Here is a 16,510-nt window from a genome sequence, read left to right as displayed (position 1 = left end):
CTCGTATGCCAACTAGGTCTACTTATTGTTACGAGCTGCGCTGTCTTGTCACGGTTCCAGAGTAAACTCACCTTCTAATTTAAGCTTAGTTGCATACTGAAAAATTTCCTGCCAGTGAAAAGGCTTTTTTTAAGTCATATCAATGACTCAGTTCTCATCTGTGTTGCGAAGTGCCTTATCTGGCGCGGCTTGTGGCATAAATCATCATCATTCCGTCATTAATCATTCATCCTCTGGTCTTAAGTTATTCGATCTTAATGCTTGAGCTCGTAATGATTAGACACATAACGAAACTTTAACCTACACTGACGTCGAAATTTAATTTTGGACTTTATGGAAATGAAATCAGTGAAGATTTTTCAACCGAAAACCCTCGCCATTCTGGCATCTGCATGGGTTTGTGCATCGACGGCGCAAGCCGGAACTTGGTCGTTGGGCGCTTCTGCTCTGATGAGTCCAGACCCTTATCGTGGTTATCAGCACCGTGTTTATCCCGTGCCGATCATCAACTACGAAAGTGAAGATTTTTACTTCCGCAGTTTGACCGCCGGTTATTACCTGTGGAAAGACCAGGCGAACCAACTGAGCGTGTTGGCCTACTATTCGCCGCTGCACTATAAGCCAGGCGATAGCGATGATGATCGCATGAAGCAGTTGAATAAGCGCCGTGCCACGCTAATGGCAGGTATGGCTTATTCACATAACGCTGACTGGGGAACCATTCGTACTGCGTTTTCTGGCGACACGCTGGATTACAGTAACGGTTGGGTAGGGGATCTTGCCTATCTGTACAAATTTAAGTTGGATAGCTGGAGTTTCGCGCCGGGTGTGGGTGTGAGCTGGAACAGCAAGAATCAGAACAAATATTACTATGGCGTGAATGGTAACGAGTCTGCGCGTAGTACTTTTAGCACCTATACGCCGAGTGATAGCTGGTCGCCGTATGTCGAGCTGTCCGTTAACTACCAGATCAATACTGAGTGGAATGCGTTCTTTATGGGGCGTTATGTCAGTTTGGCGGACGAGATCAAGGACAGTCCAATGGTGGATAAATCGTATACCGGCGTCATATGGACCGGTGTGAGTTACACCTTCTAAGTCCGTTTGCACGATAATCGTGCAGGTTTTGCATTAAAAAGGGGCGTTAGTGCCCCTTTTGCACATTTGTAGAGCGTGGGAGTTAGCCGTGCTTACGACTACGGAAAGTCACTGCGAGGCGTGCAGGTTTGTCATCTGCGGCAACCAACGGCTTATTCACACGACCGGTTTCTACGCAAACCATGGTTTTGTAACCATCGTTAGGCATGTCGCCCATGCTGCAAGACAGCTCTACACCTGGGTTCCAAGCGATCACATCGCTCTGATACTTGTGTTGAACTTCAATAATGCGTTGCAGCTTAGGATCTTTGATTAGGTTAGTTTGTTCAGATTGAGTATAAATGCGGTCGAGTTGGCCTTTGAACGTCAGTTCAGTGACTTGACTCGTTGTTGGCTTACCATCCACGACTTTATCGATAAAGTGCTCACCTAAACCGGTCACTTTTACCGTATCAATATCGCCGATTTGGAAGTAAGTGTGCAGTGCTGCCGTGGCTTGGTAGTCACCGTGTGACTCCAGTTCAATGGTGCATTCTTCTGCACTCAATTTAAAACGGGCAATCAGGGTAAATTCGTGCGGCCAAAGTTTACGGGTTTCATCGTTGTCCTTCAGTGTGAAGGTCAGGATCACACCGTGCTCATCTTCATCATGAGCGGTTAATTCCCATGGTTGATTACGGGCAAATCCGTGCGATGGTTTACCCGCAGGGCCAAACCATGGCCAGCAAATTGGCACGCCACCACGAATGGCAGTGCCAGTTTCGAATTTGGTGTTATTGCTTAACCAGATAACGGGCTTATCACCACTTGGCTGCCAAGCCAGTAAATGTGCGCCTTGTAGTGCAATCGCTGCGCGAACTTTCGGGTGTGAAACCACCACCAACGGTAGTTCGTCCTGCTGACGCTGACTGATGTAAGGTGAAATTTGTTCGGTAACGGGTAGGGTGAGGATTTTTTCGTTCATAGTTGCCTTCTTAATCTTTCGCCGTAACAGAGATAAAAAAAGGGCGACATATCAATGTCGCCCTCAGGATCAGCTATTCATCGACCATTATTTGGAGATGTGAGCGATCAGATCCAGTACTTTGTGAGAGTAGCCAGTTTCGTTGTCGTACCAAGAAACCAGTTTCACGAAGTTGTCGTTCAGTGCGATACCCGCTTTAGCGTCGAATACAGAAGTGCAAACTTCGCCGTTGAAATCGGTAGAAACCACTTCGTCTTCGGTGTAACCCAGAACACCTTTCATTGAACCGTTAGAGGCTTCTTTGATGGCGTTCTTGATTTCTTCGTAGGTAGCTGGTTTTGCCAGACGTACAGTCAGGTCAACTACAGAGACGTTGGTGGTTGGAACACGGAACGCCATACCAGTCAGTTTGCCTTTCAGCTCTGGTAGAACTACGCCAACCGCTTTAGCTGCACCGGTAGAAGAAGGGATGATGTTTTGAGACGCGCCACGACCGCCACGCCAGTCTTTATGAGACGGGCCGTCAACGGTTTTTTGAGTCGCGGTAGTTGCGTGAACAGTGGTCATCAGACCTTCAACGATACCGAATTTGTCGTTGATGACTTTAGCCAGTGGAGCCAAGCAGTTGGTGGTGCAAGAAGCGTTAGAAACGATATCTTGACCAGCATATTTTTCAAAGTTGGCACCACGAACGAACATTGGGGTCGCATCTTTTGAAGGGCCAGTCAGAACGACTTTCTTGGCACCAGCAGCGATATGTTTACGCGCAGTTTCGTCAGTCAGGAACAGGCCCGTTGCTTCAGCAACAACGTCAACACCTACTTCGTTCCACTTCAGGTTAGCTGGATCGCGTTCTGCGGTAACACGGATAGTTTTACCGTTAACAACCAGGTGACCGTCTTTCACTTCTACAGTACCGTTGAAACGACCGTGAGTTGAGTCGTACTTCAGCATGTAAGCCATGTAGTCTGCGTCTAACAGATCGTTGATTGCTACAATCTCGATGTCTTTACGCTCTTGAGCAGCACGGAAAACAATACGGCCGATACGGCCAAAACCGTTGATACCTACTTTGATAGTCATATATTCCACCAGCTATTTGTTAGTGAATAAAAGGTTGCCTGTAAAATTACAAAAACCTTACCAAGCGTCAAGCGGAATCGTGTCAATTGTTGCGGCAAATCAAACCAGAAAGGCGGATTTGTACGCTTATTACACATTCCATTTACGTTCGGCCTCATTCGGATATGGGGTCAAACCGCTAAGTTTAAAGCTCGCTTGAATAATATATGTGATGCGGATCACATATGGCATCAGCGTCAACTCTCTGGCCTACAGTTTAGGCCAAAAACGCCTGCATGGGTGTTAATTTTTTGTTATCATTAATCATTGTTTTAGTTGACATTATCCAGAGCACGGGGATCGCACGAATGGCTAAAGAAACCATCACTAAAAGGCCTGTTGCAGAACTGAATGAAATACAACGCTATGTCACCCAAGAGCGTGGCACCGAAGCCCCTTACAGCGGCAAATTACTGCACAATAAACGCGAGGGGGTGTACCATTGTTTGGTCTGTAATACGCCGTTATTTTACTCCGACAGTAAGTATGATTCGGGTTGTGGTTGGCCGAGTTTCTATCAACCCGTTTCTGATGACGCGATCCGTTATCTTGATGATAATTCACACAATATTCATCGCGTGGAAATCCGCTGTGGTCATTGTGATGCACATTTGGGGCATGTTTTCCCCGATGGCCCGCAGCCATCAGGTGAGCGCTACTGTGTGAATTCGGCATCATTGAATTTCACTGATGATGAAAACGGTGAGCAAACGGCAGGTTAAGTAGTAAATTAATCCACAAAATCGATTCAGCTAATTATTCATCCATGAACGAGGAAACGCCCTGATGGACGTGAAAGATCTGATTGCGGCGATGACGCCAGAAATCTATCAGCGGCTGGTACAGGCTGTTGAATTAGGTAAATGGCCAGATGGCGTAGCGCTGACCACCGAGCAGAAAGAAAATAGCTTGCAAGCGGTGATGTTGTGGCAATCGATGAACAATGTCGATCCGCAGCATATGAGCATTGGTACGGACGGTCAGATCGTGATGAAGAGTAAGCAAGAGCTGAAACAGCAGTTTATCGCTGAACCGTTGGTTAAACTGAAACCGCAATAATAAAACTTAGGGCGATGTGCAGGCATCGCCCTAAACCGACAGATTACTTCCCTTTACCGATCTCCAGGGTTTCCGCCAGTTGATGAGCCAACCGGTTGTTGTCATCTGCGCCATATTCCCAGAACATCGCACCACCTAAGCCTTTGCTTTTGATGTATTCCGCTTTGATCTCCACCGAGCGTGGGTTCTCATACGAAATGGCGAACAGTGGTTTGCCTTCGGCAGACTTCAGCGTCAGGTAAGGCACTTTGGCATCTTCGTCCCAGTGAGTGCTGAAACGACGCTGCGGATCGTTCAGCATCTTGCTGACGATGTCGTTGTATTTGATGTAGCTATCTTTTGCCAGATCAACGCCCATCGCTTTGAAGATGTCTTTTTCACGATCGGTGAAGTAGGGCTGAGTCACCGGATTCTTCGCCGCGTCAGGTTTATCCCAATCGATACCCGGTTCAGTGGCACGTTTCGGTACGCGGCCATAGAAACCAATGCCTAAGTTCATTTGTGAAGGTTTCAAACCAGCAGCTAAATAGTTTTCGACCACGAAATTGGCGCTGTATTTATCGGCTGCGGCGACAGTTGGCCACTGTTTGGAATCGTACAGGTTAGAGTTGAAATACTGCGTGCCATACGCCATGTCGTAGGTCATCAGGTTGATGTAGTCGAGATAAGGCGCAATGGCTTTCACATCGACCCACTCTTGCGGGCTTTTAACGTTAGCGCCCACCGCGATAGTCAGCAGTTTGCCTTTATCCAACGCTTGATGCAGTTCGCTCAATAACGCGGTGAAATTGGCACGGTCAGCTGGCAAGGCGTCAACTAATCCCCAAGCGCCGTTAACCGGGTATTCCCAGTCTAGATCGATACCGTCCAGCTTATATTCTTTGATCACGTCTTGTACCGAACGGATAAACACCGCACGGTTTTCTGGTGTTGCCGCCATCCCGGAGAAACCACGTGCGCCCCAACCGCCGACTGAGAGCAAGACTTTCAACTCAGGATTTTGTTTACGCAGTACTGGCAACAGTTTCAGATCGTCCATCACTTTTGGCGACAGGTAAATCTGGTGCAAACGCGAGGGATCTTTCAGTGCGGCATTGGTTTCATCTTTCTCGTTGTTGTAGATCAAACCAAACGAGTAGTTGAGATGGGTGATTTGAGTGACATCCAGCTTATTGATGTCGCCACCCGGGCCAGCGGTGACATCGCCGCCACCGTTGAAATAACCGACTGAAAGATAAGAAGCGGCGTGTGCCATGCCGGCTCCCGCCATACCAAGCTGCATTGCGACGAGCAACGGCAGCAATTTACGGGTTAAAGCCATATGTTCTCCTTTGGCCAACAAGGTTGGCCTTAATAAAGTCGGGCTCAGGAGGCCCCGAATGCGTATAACTCATTGATGCTTAGGTATCAGTCCCCATAACAACAAAAAATGAGAGCGCTCACAATAGAATGAGAGAAGGTTAATGGTCGAAATGTGAGCGGTGTCGAATGATTAATTTGGCAATACTCGGCTTCACCAGACTTCTCGGAGCTACGTCACGAAACGCCATCGCCGGCAAGCGATCGGCATTTTCTACTGCTACTTTCTTTAAGGCAGAGGTGAGAAACCGCTGTTTGACAATGAGTTACCTTTTTACTCGCAACCTCTATAACCATAAAAATCACCTGTTTAACAAGGAATCATTATGCAGAGTCGCTTGTTCAAAATACTGACACTCAGTGCCGCCATCATGGCCACCAGTACGCCCCTGTACGCAGCAGATCTTAGCGCTGGCGCTGTGGCCGCGCCCGATGAGTACAGCGCCAAAGTGGCGGCACAAATCCTCAAAGACGGGGGTAACGCTGTCGATGCCGCGGTGGCTACCGCGTTTACACTGGCCGTCACTTATCCAGAGGCGGGCAACATTGGCGGTGGCGGTTTTATGACGCTGTACGTCGACGGCAAGCCTTATTTCTTGGATTATCGCGAAGTTGCACCGAAAGCGGCCACCAAGGGGATGTATCTGAATGAAAAAGGCGAAGTGATCGAAAACCTCAGTCTGGTTGGTACCAAAGCTGCTGGGGTGCCGGGCACGGTGCTTGGCCTGTGGGAAGCGCACAAAAAATTCGGTAAGTTGCCGTGGTCAGAATTGTTAACCCCGGCTATTGGTTATGCGCAGCAGGGTTTCAAGGTTGCTGAACAGCAATATCAGTACCGTGAGGATGCTAATAAGCTGTTTGCTGGCAAAACCAACTTTGGCGATTACTTTGGCAGCATGAAACCGGGCAGCACCTTCAAACAACCCGAGCTGGCTAAAACGTTAGAACGCATTGCCAATCAAGGCGCGACGGATTTCTACAGCGGTGAAACCGCCAACCTGCTGGTGAAACAAATGCAGCAGGATGGTGGCTTGATCACCGTTGAGGATCTAAAGGATTACCGGGTGAAATGGCGTGAACCGATGCAAATCAGCTGGCGTGGCAATACCGTTTATACCGCTCCGTTGCCGAGTTCTGGTGGCATTGCGTTAGCGCAACTCTTGGGCATCAAAGAGGATCGCGCCGCAGATTTTAAAGGTGTTGCGCTGAATTCGGCACGTTACATCCATCTGCTGTCGGAAATTGAGAAACGGGTGTTCGCCGATCGCGCTGACTATTTGGGTGATCCAGACTTTACTGATGTGCCGGTTGCTAAATTGACCTCCGCAGATTATCTGCAAAAACGTGCCGCAGAGGTGAATCCACAGGCAATTTCTGCCACCGAAAAAGTCCGTCCAGGTCTGGAAACGCACCAAACGACGCACTTCTCCATTGTTGATGCGCAAGGTAACGCCGTCAGCAACACTTACACCTTGAACTGGGATTTCGGCAGCGGAGTGGTAGTGAAGGGGGCGGGCTTCTTACTGAACGACGAGATGGATGATTTCAGCGCCAAACCGGGCGTGGCGAATGCTTTCGGCGTCGTCGGCAGTGATGCCAACGCTATCGAACCGGGTAAACGTATGTTGTCATCAATGAGCCCGACCATCGTGACTCGCGACGGTAAGGTCACCTTGGTGATTGGTACGCCGGGTGGTTCGCGTATCTTCACTTCGATTTTCCAAGTGATGAACAATATCTATGATTATCATCTGCCATTGCAACAGGCGGTGGCAGCACAACGGGTTCATCACCAGTTGCTACCAAAAGACACCATCTATTACGACAGCTATGCGCCGCTGACCGGTGAAGTTGCCGCACAGTTGAAAGCCATGGGATATGTGCTGGAAGATCAGGGTTGGAACATGGGAGATATTCAGGTGATCCGCGTTGATAACGGTAAACCGGAAACTGCGTCCGATCCGCGTGGTCGTGGCGTCGGATTGGTGGTTAACAAATAACGTTAGGCGGTGATTGACCGGACCATTAAGAAAGGGCACAGGGAGTGCCCTTAAAATTAGGCTTGAAGAAATTGTGACAGGGTAACGAGTTGCGCTCCGGCGTCTTGCATTGCTTGTAACGCTTGCTCACTGTCTTCTGGTTGCTGGTTAACGCCGCGACAACCTTCGGTAATCACCGAAGTGTGATAGCCTAACCGCAATGCATCTAACACGCTGAATTTGACACAATAATCGGTAGCTAATCCCATCACGGCCAAATGCGTGATGTCCTGAGCTTTCAGCCAATGATCCAGATCGGTTTGCGAGCGTCGGTCGTTATCGAAAAACGCGCTGTAACTGTCGATCTCGGGATCTTGTCCTTTGCGAATCACCTTATCGATGCTCGACTGCTGCAATAGAGGGTGAAACTCTGCGCCATGACTCTCTTGCACGCAATGAACCGGCCACCATACCTGTGGCAAGCCCCCCAGCTCACCCAGAGTAAAGGCTTCTGCATTAGCATTTATGGCAAAGCTAGCATGATTAGCGGGGTGCCAGTCTTGGCTGGCAATCACTAATTCACCACGAGTTTTACAGGCCGTTATCGCTTGATTGGCAACCTTGATGGTGACGTCACCCTCTACCACTGCCAGCGCACCGCCAGGGCAGAAATCATTTTGCAGATCGATTAACAACAGGGCTCTTTTCATCTCAATTCTTCATCTCAATTCTTCATCTCAGCTCTGATTCAACCTACGGCAGTCAATTCGCCACGGAGGTCTTGTTGCATTAGCTGGCGGATATCTTCTGGCGATAGTGGCTGGCTCAACAGGTAATGCAGCTTGGTCAGTGCGGCTTCCACCGTCATATCAAAACCGCTAATCACGCCAGCGTGTGCCAAGGCATTGCCGGTAGCGTAACCTTCCATGTTTACCCGGCCAGAAATGCACTGTGTTAAATTCACCACAACAATGCCACGCTCGGAAGCATCACGCAATTCGTCGATCAGTTCTGCTTTCTGTGGAGCATTACCGACGCCATAAGAGCGCAAAATCAATGCTTTAACCGGTTGCAGCAGGAAGTTGCGTACCACAGCGCCGGATATCCCCGGATAAATGGTCACTACGCCGATGGGCTGCGGCGTAATGTCATGTACTTGCAATGAACCGTTGCAAGCTGGGGAAGCAATACTGTTTTGGCGACGAATATGGATTCCAGCCTCTAGCAACGGCGGTAAATTTGGGGAGGCGAAAGCATCGAAACCATCGGCATGGGCTTTGGTGGTACGGTTGCCGCGGAATAGTTTGTTGTTGAAGAACAGGCTGACTTCATTGACCGGGTAGTTAGCAGCTAAATAGAGCGCATTCAGTAGATTGGTTTGGCCGTCGGAGCGCAATTCTGCCAAAGGAATTTGTGACCCTGTCACGATAACCGGTTTGCTCAGATTCTCTAACATGAACGACAGCGCCGAAGCGGTGAAAGCCATGGTATCCGTGCCATGCAAGATCACAAAGCCATCGTATTGGTCGTAGTTCTGTTTGATGTCGTCGGCGATATGCTGCCAGTCTTCCGGCGTCATATCCGAGGAATCGATTAGCGGTGCGTATTCGTGAATGGTGAAATCTGGCATTTCCGGGCGATGGAATTCGGGCATTAATGCCAACTGGCGTTGCAAGTGGCCGGAAACCGGGATGTAGCCGTGATCGGAACGTTGCATACCGATAGTACCGCCAGTATAGGCGACGTAAATGGATTTCTTTTGCATGACTGAATTCTGCTAGAGAGAAGATGTGCTGAATTATAGGGAGATAATGGCAGAAAAAAAGCCCGGCGATTGCCGGGCTAGAGATTAATTTGTTAGCGGACCTCTCCGCAGGTCAAACAGATGGCGTAGCGGTTTTGCGGATCGTTCAGGTTATTGAATAATCCAGGTTGTTCTTTCACCGCCATTGCTACGGATGCCAACGGCGCTGGCAACATGGCTTGGATCGCCGCAGGTAACATCGCGTGGATGGAGATACCCAACTGACCGAGAACCAAATCGGTCAGGCTTGGCGTATCGACAAACCAATTCAGCTGCCATTGTTTCAGCTTCGCCAGCTCAGCGGCTTTCTTGACGGCGTCGTCGAAGTCACCCAATTGATCGACCAAACCGTTGGTTTTGGCATCGCTACCAATCCACACATGACCTTGAGCAATTTGATCGACTTGTTGTGGCGTCATCTTGCGCGCTTTGGCCACCAGATCGACAAAGTTCTTATAGCCATTCTCAATGTTCAACTGCATCATTTGTGAGAACTCTGGCGGCAGTGCTTTGGTGACGGCCAGATCCGCCAGTGGCGAAGTGGAGACGCCATCGGTATGCACGCCAATGCTATCCAGCGTTTGCTCGTAGGTATTGATCACGCCGAAGATACCGATCGAACCGGTGAGGGTGCTCGGGCTAGCAACGATATAGTTGGCAGGCGTAGAGATCCAATAACCCCCAGAAGCCGCCATGCCGCCCATCGAAACCACGACCGGTTTGCCTGCTGCACGAACCGCGGCCAATTCAGAGCGGATCACTTCCGAAGCACTAACGCTGCCACCAGGGCTGTTAACACGCAGCACCACGGCTTTGACTTTCGGGTCTAGGCGTGCCTGACGCAATTCTGCCGCGGTGGTATCACCACCGACGGCACCCGGTGTTTGTGGGCCATCCATAATCGCGCCATTAGCAAAGATGACTGCGATCTGTTCGCCTTGATCGGGTGTCGGTTTCGGCTGGTAATCGTAGATGCTGACCGCATTAAAATCATTGGCCTGCTTATCCCATCCGAAAGCTTTCACTAGCTGGTTCTCGATCACCGTGCGTGATGCCAACTCGTCGACCAACTTGTTATCTAACGCATATTTCGCCGTGTCGCCACCAGCAGCCTGTAGGCCAGTTAATACACCCGCAGCGCCAGGGAACAGCTGTTGCGGTGTGATCTGGCGGTTAGCCGCGACGGTATCGAGGTAGTTCTGCCACAATCCACCGATCCAACGGCTATCTGCTTCGCGGGCGGCTGGGGACATATCATCACGAATCAATGGTTCAACGGCGGATTTATAAGTGCCGACGCGGAAGATATTGGTCGTCACTTTCAGTTTTTCCAACAATGACTTGTAGTACAGATTGTTGGTAGCAAAACCATGCAGATCGACTGCACCTTGCGGTGACAGGAAAATCTTGTTGGCGTAGCTGGCCAAATAATATTGCGATTGGTCATAACTATCGCCGATGGCGTAGATAGGTTTACCGCTGTCACGGAACTCGCGCAGCGCTTTACCGATGTATTGCAACGAAGGTTGATCCGCACCGGCGAAATCATTGAGCTGTAAGACCATGCCAGTAATGTTTTTGTCGTCTTTCGCTTTGCGGATGCTATCGACGACATCAAACAGGGAATTCTCTTGCAAACGGCTGCTGGAAGCCCCTAACAGTTCGCGCCCCCACTGGCGGACTTTGTTGTTCATCGCCGGTTCATCGACCACGACGCCGCTCAGATCGACCAATAAGGCACCCTGAGTGGGCACCGCCGGGGTAGAGCTACCCTGAAATGCCATATAGAGGCCAACACCAACCAGAATGAGTAGCACCAAGAACAGATTAAGGATCAGTTCCCTGATAAAGTTCAGCAGACGCCATGTCCACCTGAATATATTGGTAATAATTCGCCACAATGTGCGCATGAGTTCTCCAACAAGCGTCAAGGGTTTCAGCGTACATCCTAATGAGCGACCAACTAAATGTCAGCTTTAAATCGTTACTCGTAGCTTCAAATGCCAAGGCTGTCACTCGCCGTTTAGCTATGTTAACGTGCGGAAAATGAAAATTATTATCAGGAGATCACTATGGATGCGTTGGAGCTTTTACTGAATCGCCGTTCTGCATCACGCTTGGCGGCACCTGCGCCAATGGGCGAAGTGCGTGAAAACATCATTAATGCCGGTTTGCGCGCACCCGATCACGGTGGGTTACAGCCATGGCGTTTTGTGATGATTGAAGAGCAGGGGTTGGAGAAGTTTAGTCAATTGTTACAAACTGCTGCCAAACAGGATCAACTGGACGATGCGGCGATTGAAAAAGCCAAACAAGCGCCTTTTCGTGCACCGTTGATTATTACCGTGATCGCCCATTGCAGTGAAAACCCGAAAGTGCCGATCTGGGAGCAGGTGGTTTCAGCCGGTTGCGCAGTACACGCCATGCAGATGGCGGCGCAGGTACAAGGTTTTAACGGTATCTGGCGTAGCGGCGCTTGGACCGAGCATCCAGCGGTACGTAAAGCGTTCGGCTGCCGCGATCAGGATCAGATTGTCGGTTTCCTGTATTTAGGGACGCCAGTATTGAAAGCACCCGCTAAAGTTAGTGCACCAGACAGTACACCTTTCGTGAGTTATTTCTAACTCTTTGCGGGAAAAACGCCCAATACCCGGCAAAATTGTACCGTTTTTGAGCGGCTCGCCGGGTTATCGGCAGGCTGCTCTTACCAATCCCTTCAGCAAGCGGTACCCTATGCTATCTTATTCTTCGCATATCGAAGGGAGTGGAATGATGTCACCGATCCGTTTAACCCAGTACAGCCATGGTGCTGGCTGCGGCTGCAAAATCTCACCGAAAGTTTTAGAAACTATCCTGCACAGCGAACAAGCCAAATTTGTCGATCCTCATTTACTGGTTGGCAATGAAACTCGTGATGATGCCGCGGTTTATGACATCGGTAACGGCGTTGGCATTATTAGTACCACTGACTTCTTTATGCCGATCGTTGACGATCCCTTCGATTTTGGCCGTATCGCGGCCACCAATGCGATCAGTGATATTTATGCGATGGGCGGCAAGCCGATTATGGCCATTGCTATCCTCGGTTGGCCGATTGAGAAATTAGCGCCAGAAGTGGCGCAAAAAGTGATTGATGGCGGACGTTTCGCCTGTCAGCAAGCAGGTATCGCGCTGGCCGGTGGACATTCAATCGATGCGCCTGAGCCGATTTTCGGTTTAGCCGTCACCGGTATTGTCCGCACCGAATTAGTGAAAAAGAACAGCGCGGCGCAAGCGGGAGCCAAATTGTTCCTGACCAAACCTCTGGGCATTGGCGTGTTAACCACCGCCGAGAAGAAAAGCAAATTACGCCCAGAGCACCAAGGATTGGCGACCGAAATCATGTGCCAAATGAACAAACCGGGTGCCGATTTTGCCGATGTGGCCGGTGTGACGGCAATGACCGACGTCACCGGGTTCGGCCTGTTAGGGCATCTGAGTGAAATGTGTCAGGGTTCCGATTTGCAAGCTACGGTCTGGTTTGAGCAAGTACCGAAATTGCCTGATGTCGAAAGTTACATCGCCGAGGGCTGCGTACCGGGCGGAACAGGACGTAACTTCGACAGTTATGGTCACTTGATCGGCCCAATGAACGATTTACAACGCCAACTGCTGTGCGATCCACAGACGTCCGGTGGTTTGCTGTTAGCGGTAATGCCAGAAGCCGAAGCGCAAGTTCAGGCGATTGCCGAGCGTCATGGCATAAAACTGAATGCTATCGGTGAATTGCACGCGGCCAATGCCGGTAAACCGCTGATAGAGGTTATTTGATGTTGGACACCACCGACTACCGCAGCCTCTTCCTCAACGATATTCCGCTGATTGACGTGCGTGCCCCGATTGAATTTCAACAGGGTGCGTTTCCTATGGCGGTGAATTTGCCATTGATGAACGACAGCGAACGGCAGGCAGTTGGCACCTGTTATAAACAACATGGGCAGCAAGAAGCCATCGCACTGGGGCACCGTTTGGTTACTGGTGAACTGCGCCAACAACGCATCGCCGCTTGGTTGGAACAGTGCGCCAAGCAGCCAGATGGCTATATTTACTGTTTCCGTGGTGGATTGCGCTCACAACTGGTGCAGCAATGGTTGTCTGAGCAAGGGTTGGAATATCCACGCGTAGTCGGTGGCTACAAGGCGTTGCGTCACTTTTTGCTGACCACCTTGGAAAATTGTGCCTCGTTGCCGATGGTGATTGTGGGGGGCAATACCGGTAGCGGAAAAACCTTACTGATTAACGAGTTGTCGAACGGTATCGATCTGGAAGGATTAGCCCGTCACCGAGGTTCGTCTTTTGGTCGAATGTTGGTCAAACAAAGCTCGCAAATCGATTTTGAGAATCGTCTGGCTGTGCAAGTGCTGAAAAAACAGCATGGTGGCTGCCGAAATTGGGTAGTGGAAGACGAAGGGCGGATTATCGGTTCTAGTAACGTTCCGTTGGCGCTGTTCAACAGTATGCAGCAGGCTCCCATCGCGGTAGTTGACGATCCGTTCGAGGTGCGATTAGCTCGTCTGCAAACGGAATATGTTGATCAGATGCGTGAGGCATTTGAACAGCATTACGGTGCGGAAGAGGGCTGGCAACAATATGGTGAATACTTGCATCACGGCCTCTATGCCATCCGCCGCCGTTTGGGGATGGAGCGCTTCCAAACGTTGACCGAACATCTGACGTTTGCCTTGCAGCGCCAGCAAGCCAGCAACAATAGCGATGCTCACCAACAATGGTTGGAGCCTTTGGTGCGTCACTACTATGATCCGATGTATCGCTATCAATTAGAAAAGAAACACCAGCGGATTATCTTCCGTGGTGACTATGCTGAAGTAAGAGAATTTTTGATGACGTACAGCCAGAATAACGGTGAATAATGCGCCTGTTTATTGCCGAAAAACCGAGTTTGGCTCGCGCCATTGCTGATGTCCTGCCAAAACCCCATCGTCGTGGCGATGGGTTCATTGCCTGTGGTAACAACGACGTTGTGACCTGGTGTGTGGGGCACTTGTTGGAGCAAGCCCAGCCTGATGCCTACGACAGCCGCTATGCTCGCTGGTCGTTGGCGGATCTGCCCATTATCCCTGAGAAATGGCAGCTTCAACCGCGACCTTCCGTCAGTAAACAGCTTAATGCGATCAAAAAACTGTTATTAGACGCGGATGAAGTGATCCACGCCGGTGACCCGGATCGTGAAGGGCAATTGCTGGTGGATGAGGTGCTGGATTATCTAGCATTGACGCAGGAAAAGCGTCAAAACGTGCGCCGTTGTCTGATTAACGATCTCAACCCACAAGCGGTAGAGCGTGCAGTAGAACGCTTACGTGATAACCGCGACTTTATCCCTCTGTGTGTCTCGGCATTAGCGCGCTCGCGAGCTGACTGGCTGTATGGCATCAATATGACCCGCGCTTATACTATTTTAGGGCGTAACGCTGGTTATGACGGCGTGTTGTCGGTTGGGCGAGTACAAACACCGGTATTGGGATTGGTGGTGCGGCGTGATGAAGAAATTGAAAACTTCGTATCGAAGGATTTCTTCGAAGTGAAGGCGCATATCGTGACGCCTGCCGACGAACGTTTTGTTGCGCTGTGGCAGCCGAGCGAATCTTGTGAACCTTATCAGGACGAAGAAGGGCGTTTACTGCATCGGCCTTTGGCTGAACACGTGCTTAAACGCATCGAAGGGCAGCCAGCGATTGTCACTTCGTATAATGATAAACGGGAATCAGATACCGCACCGTTGCCATTCTCCCTTTCGACATTACAGATTGAGGCCGCCAAGAAGTTTAACCTCAGCGCCCAACAGGTGTTGGATATTTGCCAGCGGTTGTATGAAACCCACAAATTAATTACTTATCCGCGCTCCGATTGCCGTTATCTGCCGGAAGAACATTTCGCCGGACGTCATGCGGTATTGAACGCGATTAGCGTGCATCAGCCCGATCTGTATCCGCAGCCAGTGATTGATACTGATCGTCGTAACCGCTGTTGGGACGATAAAAAGGTTGATGCTCACCACGCCATCATTCCCACTGCGCGAGCCAGTCGCGCTAATCTTAGCCCCGATGAACTGAATGTTTACGGTTTGGTGGCACGTCAGTATCTGATGCAATTTTGCCCGGATGCGATGTTCCGCAAATGCGTGATCGAACTGGATATTGCCGGGGGAAAATTTATCGCCAAGGCGCGTTTTCTCGCGGAAGCGGGTTGGCGTACTTTGCTTGGCAGCAAAGAGCGTGATGAAGAAAACGAAGGCTCGCCACTGCCCGTGGTGGCGAAAGACGACGCGCTATTGTGTGAGCGCGGTGAGGTGGTAGAACGCCAGACACAGCCACCGCGCCCGTTCACCGATGCCAGTTTGTTGTCGGCAATGACCGGGATCGCGCGTTTTGTGCAAGATAAATCATTAAAGAAAATCCTGCGAGCGACCGATGGTTTAGGTACAGAAGCGACACGTGCGGGCATTATCGAATTACTGTTCAAACGTTCATTTTTGTATAAGAAAGGTCGCTATATTCATTCCAGCGAGACCGGGAGGGCGTTGATTCACTCCTTGCCAGAAATGGCCGCTCGCCCGGATATGACCGCCCATTGGGAAGCGACGCTGACGCAAATCAGCGAAAAGTCCTGTCGGTATCAGGATTTTATGCAACCACTGGTAGGTACCTTGCAGGATTTGATTTATCAGGCCAAACAGAGTCGTGCCAGCATGGCGTTCCGTGGGTTACCTCCCGCGGCCAGCGCTGGTGGGGCGAAAAAGCGTAAGCGAAGTGCCAATAAGGCACAGGAGAAAAATGAATGAAGCTCGGATTACTGGCGTTACTGGGCGGAGCCGTCTTATTTTCGACAGCAGCGTTGGCTAACCGCAATAATGTGGACGTCGTGGTACCGATTTCCCCGGAGATTTGGGGCACGGCGAAAAATACTGCTGAATCTGCGCCGCAACCTTGTAACCGTTGCTGTGTTTATCAGAACCAGAATTATTCTGAAGGCGCGGTGTTGAAGGTGGAAGGGGAAGTCTTGCAGTGCAGTCGCGATCAAAACGTGGTGGGCACCAATCCACTCATTTGGGTACGTTTAAAAAAGTGA

15 protein-coding genes are annotated in these 16,510 nt (G+C 50.2%); 9 read left to right on the top strand and 6 right to left on the bottom strand.

All coding sequences use genetic code 11. The features are described 5' to 3' along the window. Nucleotides 1-333: 333 nt before the first annotated feature. Nucleotides 334-1,098, top strand: coding sequence for a MipA/OmpV family protein (locus AC3ISQ_RS11960; protein ID WP_489346730.1), 765 nt, complete (start codon nt 334-336; stop codon nt 1,096-1,098). An 82-nt stretch (nt 1,099-1,180) separates the two neighbouring features. On the opposite strand, the gene AC3ISQ_RS11955 is transcribed toward AC3ISQ_RS11960, so the two are convergent. Further along, a complete protein-coding gene (locus AC3ISQ_RS11955; protein ID WP_489346728.1) occupies nt 1,181-2,062 on the bottom strand; it encodes a D-hexose-6-phosphate mutarotase in 882 nt (293 codons plus the stop codon). 87 nt (nt 2,063-2,149) lie between these two features. After that, nucleotides 2,150-3,145 carry a glyceraldehyde-3-phosphate dehydrogenase gene (gene gapA / locus AC3ISQ_RS11950; RefSeq protein ID WP_489346726.1) on the bottom strand — a complete coding sequence of 332 codons (996 nt, stop codon included), beginning with the start codon at nt 3,143-3,145 and terminating at the stop codon, nt 2,150-2,152. A gap of 347 nt (nt 3,146-3,492) precedes the next feature. On the opposite strand from gapA, the gene msrB reads away from it, so the two are divergent. Both msrB and AC3ISQ_RS11940 read left to right on the top strand, forming a co-directional pair. After that, nucleotides 3,493-3,906 (top strand): peptide-methionine (R)-S-oxide reductase MsrB, encoded by a 414-nt coding sequence (msrB, locus tag AC3ISQ_RS11945; RefSeq protein ID WP_489346724.1) that lies wholly within the window; start codon nt 3,493-3,495, stop codon nt 3,904-3,906. A gap of 64 nt (nt 3,907-3,970) precedes the next feature. Further along, nucleotides 3,971-4,243 (top strand): YeaC family protein, encoded by a 273-nt coding sequence (locus tag AC3ISQ_RS11940; protein WP_489346722.1) that lies wholly within the window; start codon nt 3,971-3,973, stop codon nt 4,241-4,243. Nucleotides 4,244-4,286: 43 nt separating this feature from the next. On the opposite strand, the gene chiD is transcribed toward AC3ISQ_RS11940, so the two are convergent. Next, nucleotides 4,287-5,564 carry a chitinase ChiD gene (chiD, locus tag AC3ISQ_RS11935; RefSeq protein ID WP_489346720.1) on the bottom strand — a complete coding sequence of 426 codons (1,278 nt, stop codon included), beginning with the start codon at nt 5,562-5,564 and terminating at the stop codon, nt 4,287-4,289. A gap of 364 nt (nt 5,565-5,928) precedes the next feature. Here chiD and ggt point away from each other — a divergent pair, with 364 nt between their 5' ends. Further along, the gene (gene ggt, locus AC3ISQ_RS11930; RefSeq protein WP_489346718.1) at nt 5,929-7,602 is read left to right on the top strand and encodes a gamma-glutamyltransferase; all 1,674 of its coding nucleotides are present in this window, start codon (nt 5,929-5,931) and stop codon (nt 7,600-7,602) included. A 56-nt stretch (nt 7,603-7,658) separates the two neighbouring features. Here the strand turns inward: ggt and pncA are convergent, their stop codons facing one another. From pncA to sppA, 3 genes are all read right to left on the bottom strand, one after another. Then, nucleotides 7,659-8,291: a bifunctional nicotinamidase/pyrazinamidase gene (gene pncA / locus AC3ISQ_RS11925; protein ID WP_489346716.1), complete on the bottom strand. Its 633-nt coding sequence runs from the start codon at nt 8,289-8,291 to the stop codon at nt 7,659-7,661. A 38-nt stretch (nt 8,292-8,329) separates the two neighbouring features. Then, on the bottom strand, nt 8,330-9,346 hold the full coding sequence (gene ansA, locus AC3ISQ_RS11920; protein ID WP_489346714.1) for an asparaginase: 1,017 nt from the start codon (nt 9,344-9,346) through the stop codon (nt 8,330-8,332). A gap of 92 nt (nt 9,347-9,438) precedes the next feature. After that, on the bottom strand, nt 9,439-11,295 hold the full coding sequence (gene sppA / locus AC3ISQ_RS11915) for a signal peptide peptidase SppA (RefSeq protein ID WP_489346712.1): 1,857 nt from the start codon (nt 11,293-11,295) through the stop codon (nt 9,439-9,441). Nucleotides 11,296-11,457: 162 nt separating this feature from the next. Here sppA and AC3ISQ_RS11910 point away from each other — a divergent pair, with 162 nt between their 5' ends. The 5 genes from AC3ISQ_RS11910 to AC3ISQ_RS11890 all read left to right on the top strand — a co-directional run bounded on the left by AC3ISQ_RS11910 (nt 11,458) and on the right by AC3ISQ_RS11890 (nt 16,510). After that, entirely contained in the window at nt 11,458-12,009 is a 552-nt protein-coding gene (locus tag AC3ISQ_RS11910; protein WP_489346710.1) for an NAD(P)H nitroreductase, read from the top strand. Nucleotides 12,010-12,154: 145 nt separating this feature from the next. Continuing rightward, nucleotides 12,155-13,195, top strand: coding sequence for a selenide, water dikinase SelD (gene selD, locus AC3ISQ_RS11905; protein ID WP_489346708.1), 1,041 nt, complete (start codon nt 12,155-12,157; stop codon nt 13,193-13,195). Continuing rightward, nucleotides 13,195-14,295 carry a tRNA 2-selenouridine(34) synthase MnmH gene (gene mnmH / locus AC3ISQ_RS11900; RefSeq protein ID WP_489346706.1) on the top strand — a complete coding sequence of 367 codons (1,101 nt, stop codon included), beginning with the start codon at nt 13,195-13,197 and terminating at the stop codon, nt 14,293-14,295. Before selD ends, mnmH begins: the two co-directional genes overlap by 1 nt. Beyond that, on the top strand, nt 14,295-16,223 hold the full coding sequence (locus tag AC3ISQ_RS11895) for a DNA topoisomerase III (protein WP_489346704.1): 1,929 nt from the start codon (nt 14,295-14,297) through the stop codon (nt 16,221-16,223). Before mnmH ends, AC3ISQ_RS11895 begins: the two co-directional genes overlap by 1 nt. Further along, a complete protein-coding gene (locus AC3ISQ_RS11890) occupies nt 16,220-16,510 on the top strand; it encodes a DUF1496 domain-containing protein (RefSeq protein WP_489346702.1) in 291 nt (96 codons plus the stop codon). The genes AC3ISQ_RS11895 and AC3ISQ_RS11890 overlap by 4 nt, the downstream gene beginning before the upstream one ends.

This window comes from Serratia sp. KH_031 (assembly GCF_057839655.1).
This window is presented reverse-complemented; position numbering and strand designations above follow the sequence as displayed.